The 12,588-nt window shown below is 45.1% G+C and carries 15 protein-coding genes and 1 riboswitch; of the genes, 3 read left to right on the top strand and 12 right to left on the bottom strand.

Annotated elements, in window-relative coordinates; translation table 11 throughout:
- Positions 1-11: 11 nt before the first annotated feature.
- Positions 12-746, top strand: coding sequence for an alpha/beta hydrolase (locus MHH93_RS01010; RefSeq protein ID WP_500052240.1), 735 nt, complete (start codon positions 12-14; stop codon positions 744-746).
- 163 nt (positions 747-909) lie between these two features.
- Here MHH93_RS01010 and MHH93_RS01005 read toward each other — a convergent pair whose 3' ends face one another.
- Together MHH93_RS01005 and MHH93_RS01000 are read right to left on the bottom strand one after the other, a co-directional pair.
- A complete protein-coding gene (locus tag MHH93_RS01005) occupies positions 910-1,380 on the bottom strand; it encodes a low molecular weight protein-tyrosine-phosphatase (protein ID WP_500052238.1) in 471 nt (156 codons plus the stop codon).
- A 1-nt stretch (position 1,381) separates the two neighbouring features.
- Complete coding sequence (locus MHH93_RS01000; protein ID WP_500052236.1) at positions 1,382-2,083, bottom strand: trimeric intracellular cation channel family protein; 702 nt, start codon at positions 2,081-2,083, stop codon at positions 1,382-1,384.
- 181 nt (positions 2,084-2,264) lie between these two features.
- On the opposite strand from MHH93_RS01000, the gene MHH93_RS00995 reads away from it, so the two are divergent.
- Positions 2,265-2,906: a thiamine diphosphokinase gene (locus MHH93_RS00995; RefSeq protein WP_500052234.1), complete on the top strand. Its 642-nt coding sequence runs from the start codon at positions 2,265-2,267 to the stop codon at positions 2,904-2,906.
- Positions 2,907-3,199: 293 nt separating this feature from the next.
- Positions 3,200-3,700 carry a C40 family peptidase gene (locus tag MHH93_RS00990; protein ID WP_278294634.1) on the top strand — a complete coding sequence of 167 codons (501 nt, stop codon included), beginning with the start codon at positions 3,200-3,202 and terminating at the stop codon, positions 3,698-3,700.
- Positions 3,701-3,808: 108 nt separating this feature from the next.
- On the opposite strand, the gene MHH93_RS00985 is transcribed toward MHH93_RS00990, so the two are convergent.
- The 10 genes from MHH93_RS00985 to MHH93_RS00940 form a co-directional block, all read right to left on the bottom strand.
- On the bottom strand, positions 3,809-4,513 hold the full coding sequence (locus MHH93_RS00985) for a winged helix-turn-helix domain-containing protein (protein WP_500052231.1): 705 nt from the start codon (positions 4,511-4,513) through the stop codon (positions 3,809-3,811).
- A 118-nt stretch (positions 4,514-4,631) separates the two neighbouring features.
- Entirely contained in the window at positions 4,632-5,681 is a 1,050-nt protein-coding gene (locus MHH93_RS00980) for a ThiF family adenylyltransferase (protein ID WP_500052229.1), read from the bottom strand.
- Positions 5,678-6,445, bottom strand: coding sequence for a thiazole synthase (locus MHH93_RS00975; RefSeq protein WP_500053291.1), 768 nt, complete (start codon positions 6,443-6,445; stop codon positions 5,678-5,680). The genes MHH93_RS00980 and MHH93_RS00975 overlap by 4 nt, the downstream gene beginning before the upstream one ends.
- 2 nt (positions 6,446-6,447) lie before the next feature.
- Positions 6,448-6,651, bottom strand: a complete 204-nt coding sequence (thiS, locus tag MHH93_RS00970) for a sulfur carrier protein ThiS (RefSeq protein WP_500052227.1) — start codon at positions 6,649-6,651, stop codon at positions 6,448-6,450.
- Entirely contained in the window at positions 6,648-7,883 is a 1,236-nt protein-coding gene (gene thiO, locus MHH93_RS00965) for a glycine oxidase ThiO (protein WP_500052225.1), read from the bottom strand. Before thiO ends, thiS begins: the two co-directional genes overlap by 4 nt.
- A gap of 14 nt (positions 7,884-7,897) precedes the next feature.
- Positions 7,898-8,599: a thiamine phosphate synthase gene (locus MHH93_RS00960; protein ID WP_500052224.1), complete on the bottom strand. Its 702-nt coding sequence runs from the start codon at positions 8,597-8,599 to the stop codon at positions 7,898-7,900.
- A gap of 194 nt (positions 8,600-8,793) precedes the next feature.
- Positions 8,794-8,903, bottom strand: a riboswitch (TPP riboswitch).
- Positions 8,904-8,978: 75 nt separating this feature from the next.
- Complete coding sequence (locus tag MHH93_RS00955; protein WP_500052222.1) at positions 8,979-10,529, bottom strand: ABC-F family ATP-binding cassette domain-containing protein; 1,551 nt, start codon at positions 10,527-10,529, stop codon at positions 8,979-8,981.
- Between the two features lie 138 nt (positions 10,530-10,667).
- Entirely contained in the window at positions 10,668-11,651 is a 984-nt protein-coding gene (locus MHH93_RS00950) for a hypothetical protein (protein WP_500052220.1), read from the bottom strand.
- Positions 11,638-12,189 carry a hypothetical protein gene (locus tag MHH93_RS00945; protein ID WP_500052218.1) on the bottom strand — a complete coding sequence of 184 codons (552 nt, stop codon included), beginning with the start codon at positions 12,187-12,189 and terminating at the stop codon, positions 11,638-11,640. Before MHH93_RS00945 ends, MHH93_RS00950 begins: the two co-directional genes overlap by 14 nt.
- Positions 12,186-12,584, bottom strand: coding sequence for a hypothetical protein (locus MHH93_RS00940; protein ID WP_500052216.1), 399 nt, complete (start codon positions 12,582-12,584; stop codon positions 12,186-12,188). The genes MHH93_RS00945 and MHH93_RS00940 overlap by 4 nt, the downstream gene beginning before the upstream one ends.
- Between the last annotated feature and the right edge of the window lie 4 nt (positions 12,585-12,588).

Below are 12,588 nucleotides of genomic sequence, written 5' to 3'. Positions count from 1 at the left end.
GGTGACGTTTTATGACGGATTCCCGCTATTTGAAACGCACGATTGTGAAGGAAGAGATTGAAAGTCGTTATCTCGGGGAGAAACGAACGCTCCGTATTTACCTTCCTCCGGGCTATAACGAATTACTTAGCTACCCTGTCGTATACTGTCAGGATGGCGAAGAGTTTTTCAATTTCGGGCGAATTGCCACAACAGCTAACCGAATTATTTTGGACGAAGGAGCCGAACCTTTCATTATTGTAGGGGTTCAGGTCGATGTGTCTGTGAGAACGCAGGAATATGCTCCATTCGGAGATCGGTTCAAGGCATATACCGCTTGCTTCGCTGAAGAGATTATTCCCTATATAGAAGAGAAATATCCTGTGCGTCGTTCTCCGCAGGAACGTGTACTTGCCGGAGACTCGCTTGGTGGCAGTGTTTCGCTTCATCTTGCTCTGTTATATCCGGATCTGTTCACACGTGTCATCAGCATGTCTGGGGCATTCTACTCCGCTTCTCAGGAAATCTATGCAGCAGCCGAAGATTTATCCTGGCTCTCAATCTGGATGATCGTTGGTTTACAGGAGACTGCCTTCACAGCAGATACTGGTACGTATGATTTTGTACAATTGAACCGGGATACCCGTGATTTGCTGGAAAAACGAGGTGCTCTCGTCTCCTATCAGGAAAAAGACGGGAATCACCAATGGGGTTTTTGGCAAAAAGAATTGCCAGAAGCATTGCTTTATTTTCTCCAAGAAGGATGAATAAACCACTCCAATAGGCGGCTGAAATGCCGCTTTTGTTTTACATCATTATGATACCGCTTACAATTGTAACCTAAAAAAGAAGCAGGATACCCTGCTTGGTTGATTGCTCACTCCTGCTTCTTTGTCCCATTACAAGTTAATTATCATATTAGGTTTATTACTAGGCTATGGAATGTTCCTCTTCAATCTTTCTCAACAGAACGTCGCAACCTGCGTTAACCAATTCGTATACCTCTTCAAAATTGCCTGTGTAATACGGGTCAGGTACTTCCCTAAGTTTTTCCTCCGGAAGCATGTCCATAAACTTGATGATATCCGCCTCAGCTCCGCCTGGAACGTTGCGTACATTATCTGCATTCGAATTATCCATAACCACAATGTAATCAAACTGAGTAAAGTCTTCGCTGGCGAATTGTCTCGCTGCCATGTCGGCATAAGAAATCTGGTACGAATCCAGCAATTTTCGAGTCCCTTCATGTGGAGGTTTACCAACATGCCAGTCTCCTGTACCGGCAGAGTCCACTCGAATCTGGTGTTCATGCCCCTTCTCCAGGACTTTGTGACGCATGACAGCTTCAGCCATTGGTGATCTACATATATTGCCCAGACATACAAACAAAACGTTAATCATATTAATCCCCCTTACTTAACGTACCTTGAAGTACCGACGATGTTGGCTGTGTTGCGATGCTCTCCGGCTGAGGACTGACGTTGCCCGTCTCAGATGGCACGAGCGAACGACGTGGCAGTTTCCATTTATAATGTACAGAACACATCCGGAAGAACACAACGGCCGCGAAACAAAACAATAATCCGGCATTTGTTGTTAACCAACCCATACCTATGACAAAACCAGCTGTCATCGCCCATACAGCATAAATCTCGTCACGCAATACAAGCGGTTTGCGTCCAGCAAGCACATCACGGATAACGCCTCCACCAATACCGGTCATTACTGCTGCTACGATAACTGCGCTAATCGGATGTCCCATATTCGCCGCGTACAATGCCCCTTGGATTGCAAATGCTGCAAGTCCGATTGCATCAAATAACGCCTCTGTTCGCTTCCAGTGACTAATCCACTTGAGGGGTAATATAAAGGCGATGGCTACAGATACTAAGGCTAACATAATAAGTGATCCCTGACTCCATAGTGTCGTTACAGGTATACCTATAAGTACATTCCGGATAATCCCGCCTCCGAATGCCGTGACAAGTCCTAGCACCAGTACACCCAAAATGTCATATTCCTCTTCCATCGCCACGAAGGCACCGGACATTGCAAATGCGATGGTACCTATAATACTGAATACTTCAAAAATGTGTAAGTCCAACCTGTTCAAACCTCACTTTTCAAGTCATCTCCATGTCGCTCTACCCATTGTATCCGCGAGCACTGAAATTGTGCAACCACATTTTGTGGATTATACTGGTTTAATGAATACATTTGTACAGGTTTCAACACCATATTTGAACAATGAACTATTTGCTCAGTACTAGGAAGGATGTATTAAAATGACGGTGAAACGGATTGTTATTTTTACAGGCGGAAATCTATCTCCGGAATTACTTCAGGAAATACATGAGGATGACATGATCATCGCGGCCGATCGCGGCGCATTATTTTTAATTGAACACGGCATTCAGCCTCATGTTGCAGTTGGAGATTTCGACTCTATCTCCGAAGAGGAACGTATAATTGTTAGTAACAATAGCACTACATTCATTACATGCGACCCTGTTCATAAGGATCTGACCGATACGGAAATGGCTTTTGAAACAGCGTTAGATCACGAACCTACTCACATTCTAATGTTAGGCGCGACAGGTACACGTATGGATCACACACTTGCTAATGTACATATCATGGTTCGCGCGATGCAGCATCATATCTCCTGTGCCATTCAGGATAAGCACAACTATATGACACTCACAACATCCAAAGCTGTGGTTGAACACCGTAGCTATAAATATGTTTCTTTGCTCCCTTTGACCCATGAAGTCACAGGAATAACTCTGGAGGGTTTTATGTATCCGCTGGATCAAGCCACCATTCGCATGGGACAATCCTTGGGTGTGAGCAACCAACTCTTGGGCACTTCCGGCACAGTCACCATTGATAGTGGCTTACTACTGATCATTCAAAGCAAAGATTAAATATATCAGCATGCATTCTTAATTATTACGTTTTTGTAACCAGTAATTTCGATAATAAAACAGGTTCATACACAACAAAGACCCTTGAGATTCAAGGGTCTTTTCTATTTCATCTTTATTTATCATTCGTCAATGATTAATTTTTTGACATTTTTAATTGTATTTTAATAAACTTACCCAAACCACTGTGGCACAAGGGATTACACGTCCGTATCCAATTTCTAGGCTGTTACAAAGCTGTTATACTCGCTCTAGCAACTTAACGAAAACGAATTTTGGAGGTACTAACTAACATGAAAACAAACATCTTTGTCCAAAAGGCCGTAACCGTCGGGTTGTGCGCTACACTAGGTTTTGGAGCTGTATTAATGACTAACGCCCCTGTTGCACAGGCAGCAACTGCTTCTGTGTCCACAGGTCAACAGATTGTTAACTATGGTAAACAGTTCACTGGAACTCCATATAAATTTGGTGCTTCAACATCAACAACCAAAGTTTTTGACTGCTCTTCTTTTATGAAATATATTTTCAAAAAGTATGGTGTAGACTTGCCGCGCACATCCGTTAGCCAATCTAAAGAAGGTACAGCAGTATCCAAAGCTAATCTTCGTGTTGGCGATCTTGTATTCTTCTCTAGCGGCAGCCGTTCTACGGGCTCCAACATTACTCATGTAGGCGTATATGCAGGAAACGGAAAAATTCTGCATACCTATGGATCTCCAGGAGTAACGATCTCGGATCTGAACTCCGGTACTTGGAAGAGAACGTACATTAAAGCTCGTCGTGTACTTTAGAACCTTTTATATTAAATGAATTAGGGCCGGATGATATGATCCGGTTTTTTCTTTTACCCTTTTTTCGCCATGCTTCAAACTGGTGATTCATGGAATGCGGTGAAATATCTAGTTTTTATCGTGTAACATGTAACCGATCCCACGCACAGTATGAATCAACTTCACACTTCTTCCCTTATCCACCTTAACCCTCAGATGTTTGATATACACATCCACCACGTTGGTATCCATCGCATACTCATACCCCCATACTTCCCGTAAAATATCACTTCGTGTACAGGCTTCATTCACATGCAAGGCCAGGAATTCCAGCAATTCGTACTCTTTTGGTGTTAATGTCAGGTACTCACCCGCACGATTCACCCGCCTTGAACGCAAATTCACTTTAAGATCATGAACTACAATGACTTCTTCCCCCTCTTGTGTTGCATTCGCAAAAACACGCAATAAATTTCGTATTCTAGCCAGCATCACGTTCAAGTGAATGGGTTCCTCCATTACGTCATTAGCTCCGTAATCCAGCCATTCCACGATGATTTGAGGAGATGCATTAGACGTGATAACCAGCAGAGGTACAACCTGACCTGTATCTATCCATTGTTTCAACTCTGCCTTTTCCTCTTGAATTCGATGCGCCTCCCCCTCACCCTGGTCTAGCAGGATGATCAGGTTGAAGTGTGATAACGAATTATCGCCGGATTGGTTTAGTTCAGACCCTTCCTTTCGTTGCACCTCATACCCTTCGGCACACAATACATCCTGAATAAGGCTGACCCGCTCTCCTGCTCCAATCAGCAAAATGGCTGTTTTCACTATTTTTCACCCGGCCTGTCTCTGTCCCACTGCTCGCAGCAGTGGTTGGTACAGTTAGCATGCCGTAAAATGAAAAAGTCCATTCCCTTCAGGGAACAGACTTTGCTTCTTTCTTGCTTCAGCCAAAGTAGCGGTGAACGAGCGTACGTGCTTCAGCTGTATCTTTTGTTCCGTGTACAAGGACACGTCCATCCTGGAAAATGACCATTCTATGGACTCCTGTTGTAAAAGAAACCAGAAAAGGATTGGATTCCACTTTACCTTCTTGAAGTCTATCCAGGCGATCCGCCGTATGTTGAAGATTCAGATTCATGCGCCGTGCAGGGCGGATCTGAACGGTATCCCTTCCACACAACACATCGGTTTTCTCCAGGTTGGACGCAGAAAGATATGGATACGTTGCGGAAGTGCCGCAGGAAGGACAGTCTTGCTTTTTCGCACCATCCACATTGATGGATATGTATTCGTTCCTCCACATGTCAAATGACAATAACTTGCGTCTCAATGCATTGGCATTACCACTAAGCAACTTCATTGCCTCTGCTGTCTGATTCGCCGTTACCATCTGTACCGCTTGAGGAATAATGCCAGACGTATCACAAGTATCTCCCCCCAGAGGGACTTCACCTAGCAAACAATTCAAACAAGGGGTATCGCCAGGCATAAACGTATAGGTAATTCCGTAGCTACCCACGCATCCACCATAAATCCAGGGAATACGGTGCTTCTGTGCCATGTCATTAATGAGTAGTCGGGTATCAAAATTATCCGTTGCATCCAAGATCAAGTCGGTATGCTGAACGAGTTCTTCCAATTCATCTACTCTGACATCCAATACTTTCCCTTCCACATGAACCGTGGAATTAATGGCAGACAGACGTTTTTCGGCCGCCATCGCCTTCGGTATCCGTTCAATTGCATCCTGCTCTACATATAGTTGCTGTCGCTGCAGGTTACTCCACTCCACATAATCACGATCCACAATCGTTAAGTGTCCTACACCGGAACGTACTAACGTTTCCGCGATCCCTGTTCCGAGTGCGCCAGCGCCTACAATTAAAACTCTGCTGCTCTTTAATCTAGCCTGACCTTCCTTACCAAATGGCGCGTAGCGTTCCTGTCTGGAATAACGATCGGCCTGTTCTGAGGATGTTATTTGATCTGTCATGTATGAACCATTCCTTCCACCGGACTACTGGCTGCTGCATAACGCTTCACGGGTATCATGCCTGCCTCATATGCCAATCTGCCTGCCTCTACCCCCAATCGCATAGCTTTAGCCATGCTTACTGGATCTCCTGATCCGGATACAGCTGTATTTAATAATACACCATCCGCACCAAGTTCCATCGCATACGCAGCATCTTTCGGGGAGCGCAATCCTGCATCCACAATCACAGGCACAACAGCCTGTTCAATGATGATCTCAAGGTTATAGGGATTAATGATGCCCCTTCCAGCTCCGATGGGGGAAGCACCAGGCATTACAGCATGTACGCCAAGCAATTGCAGCCTTTTGGCCAGAATGACATCATCCGAAATATAAGGCAACACAGTAAAGCCCTTTTCAAGCAAAATTTCGCAAGCCTTGTACGTTTCAATCGGATCTGGGAGCAATGTTATTCTATCACCGATGACTTCAACTTTTATCATATCACAAAGTCCTGAAGCCCGCGCAAGCTCGGCAATCCGCACCGCTTCTTCCGCTGTGGAAGCCCCAGCCGTATTCGGAAGAAGAGTGTATTGGTCCAGATCCAATGTATCCAGGAAATGCGTCTGATTACGTTCCTCCAGGTTCAGACGACGAACAGCAAAGGTCAAAACTTCCGTTTTAGATGCTTCCACAGCCTGACTTTGCACTTCCAGATCCGAAAACTTGCCTGTTCCGAGCAACAATCTGGACTCAAACGTATATTTACCAATGTTTAACATCATCAACCGCCTCCTACAAAATGTACAATCTCGATTCGATCGCCTTCTCTTAATGCCGTCGTTTCATGATACTCGCGGGTTAAAATATGCTTATTCAGCTCTACAACTACAGTCTTAACTTGAAGGTCCAATGATTGGAGCAGTTTATCCACTCGATTCAATCTGTCATCAATCTCCATCCGTTGGCCATTAACGATGATATTCACTGCACCACTCCCTCTCTGTTCAATCGCTCAGGGCTCAGCACCTCAATCCCGAGTTCTTCCGAGCTTTTACCAGCGATTAACTCCGCGATAAGCCTGCCTGTTATCGCACTAAGCAAGATACCGTTGCGGTAATGTCCACAGGCGGCGAACAACCCGGGTATACTCTTGCATGCACCAATATAAGGCAGCCCATCTGGAGTTGCCGGTCTTACGCCCGCCCACGCTCGCATGAATCGTGCTTCTTTCATCCCAGGTACCCAGTGGGTAGCCGCAGTTAGCAGCTTCAGAACACTCTGTACAGAAACGTTCAGATCGGTTCTGCCTGGCAGACTGGTTGCCCCAAGCCAAACTTCGCCATTGGCTTTGGGAACAATATAGATATCCTCTGCATACACCGTTCTGTCAGGTCTGTACCCTGCATGTTCAACTGAGAACTGAACGGCGGCTATTTCACCTTTTACCGACCACACAGGCAAGCTCAAATTTACATGTCTCATCAATTCTTCACTCTGTAATCCAGCCGCTATAATGACGTGTTTACATTTCATCTCGCCGATCGATGTGGTAACCCCCTGGACGCCATGTTCGTTTGCTTGCACACGTATATCCTGTATGTCCTCGATAACCCGTGCTCCCAATGCTTGAGCGGATTCGGCGTATGCCTTCGTTAGATGGATTGGAAGAATCTCACTCTCGTAAGGTCTGTAGTAGGCTCCATACGTATCTCTGTTAAGCCAAGATGCCTCTTGTTGTACAGTGGAACGATCCCACCACACCTCATCAGCAGACAAACCAGAATTTCGATTGTTCTTATAGTGGCTTAATTCGCTGTATGATCGAAAAGGGGTGAGGAATCCATGGCGTTGCAGTCCAACTTCTACCTCGCTGAGGGTAGCCATTAGCACTTGTTGCTCAATAAGCAACTGCCTGCTTTGCCTGGCAAGCTTAGCCATCAAAGGATGAACAAAATCCTCACTATCTGCCGCCAGCATTCCAGCCGCTGCGCAAGAAGTGCCTCCTGCAATCGCCGAACGCTCCAGCAACAGTACATCCTGTCCTCGGGAAGCAAGTTCATATGCAATGGCACAACCAACAACGCCCCCGCCTATAATAATCGTTTCTGCACAAATTTTATCCAGTTTATCAGCAACACTCTTGCTTCTTGATTCCGGTTCAGGTTTCAGTTGATGACTGAGATGATTCCTGTTCTGACCCGTTACAATCTCTTTCATCCTCTCATCTCCTTTCAGCGGCTCAGACTTCCTGTAGCAACGATAGCCTGCCTTAGTGATGCAGCGGCCCGATCCGGTGAATCGCTCGACCATACATTTGAGATCACAGCGCCCCCCTGTGCGCCTGCGGAGCGAATCGCATGAATGTTACCCGGCCTTATACCTCCGATCGCGATGACAGGAATGGAGACACTTCTGCATACTTCATCAAGAGCATATAACCCTCTTGGTTCAAGATCAGGTTTACTGTTGGTTGAGTAGATATGCCCGAAGAAAAGGTAATCGGCTCCCCGTTCTTCAGCAATTTTTGCCTCCTCGATGGAATGAACAGATACACCCAGACGAATTCGCCGCACATTGCTTTTAACATCATTATTGGAGTTGTACTTGAGCAAAGCCTCTTGCGCCCAATGTACACCGCCATAGATGTCATTCTGTGAAGGCAGTTCTGAGCCATTGATAACGATGCGACAAGAGGGAATGCCAGCGCTACGCAGATTTTCAGCCCAAGCAATCTTGTTTTGCCATGTGAGTTGTTTCTCTCGTATGTGAATATAATCCACCCATGGCCATACGTCCTTTGCAGCTTTTACAAAAGATGCTTGATCCCCTGCACCCGTAGATACAACATGCAATTCAAATGATTCGTGAACATGTTCATGAGAAAATGCCGTACCATCCCTCTCCTTCCATGTGTAAATTCTATAAAAACACAAAAAAGCCACTCCCGTAGGGGAGTGGCTGCGTAGTAATCATAGGATCAGATGACTGACTAATACATACAGTTCAATTCGTGCCAATAAAGCTATAGAACTTATAGCCATACCGTTATAAACGGAACTGCATGTTTCAATTCGCTAAGCAGACGGTTGAAAGCCTCTCGAGTTACCGTTTGCTCACGTCATTCACTGAAACGCGCTCGCCACTTCCCTACGCTGGTATGATCCAGATCAGGTGCAAAGGGTCCGGAATCGCATTCTTCCATCTCAGCCGCATCGTGCGGCCCCCCTAGTGTTCATATGAAGTTGTAGCCTATGTTACCATAGACGGATTTTTTTGTCACCGTCATTTCTGTTAAACATGGTCTTGAATCTTCTAGTTTTTCTCGGACCATTCTTCGACATTCCATGTTTTGGTAACCCAACCCTCGTAGAAATCAGGTTCATGAGATACAAGTAACACCGTTCCCTTGAATTCTTGCAAAGCACGCTGCAACTCCGCTTTGGCTGTGACATCGAGATGGTTTGTCGGCTCATCGAATAAAATCCAGTTGCTTTCACGCATCAAGAGTTTGCATAAACGAACCTTGGCTTGCTCTCCACCACTAAGCATGTTAAGCGGACGGGTAATGTGCTCATTTTTCAACCCACAGCGAGCGAGATGACCCCGGACCTCATTCTGGGTCAAATGTGAAAACTCATTCCACACATCCTCAATGGGCGTGATGTTGCCAGCACGAACTTCCTGTTCAAAATAGGCCGTTTCGAGATAATCTCCCAAAAAGGTCTTTCCACTGAGTGGAGATATTTTGCCCAGAATGGTTTTCAGCAGTGTAGATTTACCCACACCATTACAGCCTACGATGGCAATTTTCTCACCACGTTCAATTGTCATTGTCATCTTAGGCAGCAAAGGATACGTATATCCAATTTCAAAATCAATGCCCTCAAAGACCGTTTTGCTGCTCGCACGGGCATCCTTGAATTTGAACGTTGGTTTGGCTGCTTCATCTGGACGATCAATACGTTCAATTCTGTCCAGCTGTTTCTCCCGGCTCTTCGCTCGACCTGAAGTTGAAGCACGTGCCTTATTACGCTGAATGAAATCTTCCTGCTTCTTGATGTACTCTTGCTGCTTCTCGTATGCATCAATATGCTGGGCTTTATTCATATCAGCCATCTCCAGGAACTTGTTATAGTTCGCTGCATATCTCGTTAATTTGGCAAATTCCAGATGATAAATGACATTTACGACTTCATTCATGAATTCCGTGTCATGGGAGATTAAGAGAAACGCATGCGGGTAATCCTTCAGGTAACGTGACAGCCATTCAATGTGCTCTACATCCAGATAGTTGGTCGGCTCATCTAGCAAAAGAGCTGTAGGTTTCTCAAGCAGAAGCTTGGCAAGAAGCACCTTGGTACGTTGTCCACCACTTAGAGCTGCGACATCTCGATCCAGACCAATTGCGGACAAACCAAGTCCATTGGCCATCTCTTCCACTTTTACATCAATCAGATAAAAGTCACCCTGTTCCAGTTGTTCCTGAATATCGCCCATCACTTCCAGCAACTGCTCCAGCTTATCTGGATCTGCATCTGCCATCTGGTCTGTAATATTCATCATTTCTTTTTCCAATTCAAGCAACGGAAGGAAAGCATCCTTAAGCACATCACGAATCGTCTTGCCTGGTGTAAGCTTCGTGTGCTGATCCAGATATCCATAACGGACCTTAGGTGTCCATTCCACTTTTCCACTGTCTTTAAGCAATTTACCGGTAAGGATGTTCATTAATGTAGATTTACCTACACCATTGGCACCCACAAGTCCTACGCGCTCTCCGGCGAGCAAACGAAACGATACATTTTTAAATAACGTGCGATCTCCAAAATTGTGACTCACGTTCTCTACTGACAATAAACTCATAAGATGAGGTTGCTCCTATCTATTAGACATTACTTTTATTATGGTTCCGAAACCCTATTCTAGCACAGGTCCCGTCTTTTCTGAAAGTAATGTAAACAGTTCATGAACCTCTTCCAAGATTTTGTCATACAGGCTACCCTAACGATTAGAGCAGTTATATTCGAAATAGCCTTGTGCAGCTGCTTGTCTTGCGTCTGTGAACACTTCTTCGGCACGGTAACCATTACCACATGTGGAGGGATAGTAGTACTTAATACCCGTTAATGGATCTACTCCACCTACGATGGCTGTTTTCTTTACAAGTCTGCCTCCACCAATCGCATAATTGTTGATCTTCTGGTCACCCACACCGATCCCCTGGATAAAAGCCATAATCCCTGTATCGTTAATGGAGTTATACCAATCTTCTTGTGCAATCAAGGGCATCGTAAATGTATAGGAAATACCGTTCTTTCTGGCAAACTCATTATGACGGTTAATCACATCAGCCAGATCATCCTGCACACTAGTTACAATTCGGCTTCGTCTAACTTGCTCAAATACGTCGGCATTTTGAAGTAAAGGAATCTGAGAGCTAGCAGCAAGTTCTTTTTGGAATCCCTCAATCCATTTCCCTGCGTTTGCATCGTAAGCATATACGTAGTCATCCAGTGTAAAGTTAATGCTGCTACCATTTGAATCGGAATATGTATAAGGTCTTTTGGGGCTCCACACTTGCCTGAAAGAATCATCACGGTTACCTGTCAACTCTGTTTCTGTTGATAACATATAATAGCCATCGTAATCCAGAATAACCACGGCAGGAATGTAATTAAACATGTTTCGAATAGCTGCGGGATCATCCTGAATTCCCATATTTAAAGCCATTGTCTGAGTAAACGTCAACAGGGCAAGCTCCTTGTCCGCTTTAACAAACTTGGTTGAATCATAACCTGCTTCATCATTTTGTTTCTCATTTTGATGCATGACTGCACCTGCATCCATGACCGCGGTTTGAAGTGCGGATCTGTATCGATGTCCAAGATAGATAGCCTCTTCGGCATCCTGGGTATGGAGTGAGATGATCCAGAAGAGCGGAAAGAAGATCAGCACAAATACTATGGATAGCTCAGTAATCTTCATTGAGGACCATACCTCCGTAGGTTACAAATACCGCTGAAGCCTGAGTTGTACCACTGAGCCATTCACGAATGAGCATGGAAGGTGTACGATTTGTATTTTGGAGCGTCACGGTGAAAAAATCCCCTGTCGTCAACGTATATCTTCGGCCAGGATCCTCAGCTGGTATCACACCTGAGGATGGGAATAGCCTATCTCGAATCTGAGCTGAATAATATCCATCCTGTACAACCTCGTAAGTTCCGGTAAAACTGTTGTTGTCCATCGGGTCTGTATAGTGAGGTACATATTTCTTATGTGAATGTTCCATCGACACCTCATACACATTGCCCGTCTGGGCCAATTGCTCCTCAAACTCAGCCAACATTCGAGGTGAAATATATCCTTTCGTTCGGACAGCATCGACAAAACGTGTTACATTTTGATTAGCCGTCATACGTGCTATATCGTCCTGCCGATCAGCTGTTTCAGCAGCTGGATACACATAGAGCAGAAGGACTGCGAGCAATACGGCAAGCAGCTTGGATGCGGCATTAATCAATTCATACTGGCCTCCTTCCAAAAAACAATCTTGAGCAGTTCCCCAGCTTCATTTCGTATAAACTCAGGTCTGTAGGTGGCATCAAGCTGGACAGGAATTGTCGCTGTTTTGCTGACAAGAGGATCGATCACATACGAAGTCCCATCTACCTCCACAGGAATGCCTATACCTGTCATCTGTCTCACGGTATGTATCACTTCCGCACCCTTGTACTGAGATGGTTTAGTGGTATGCAATGTTGTTGTCAATCGACCCTCCATACCTGCTGTTGTCTGTACTCTGTCATTCAATGAAGCTGATAAAATCTTAACATTATGTTGCCCGTACAGGCAGGCTGTCACAAACAGGACAACCGCCGTACAAAACAACATGAGATGCTGGGTATTTTGGGACATGTGA

Origin of the sequence: Priestia sp. FSL H7-0729 (genome assembly GCF_038005685.1) — a bacterium.
Lineage (GTDB): Bacteria > Bacillota > Bacilli > Paenibacillales > Paenibacillaceae > Paenibacillus.
Note: the sequence above shows the minus strand (reverse complement) of the source record. Positions and strands in the feature narration are given on the sequence as shown.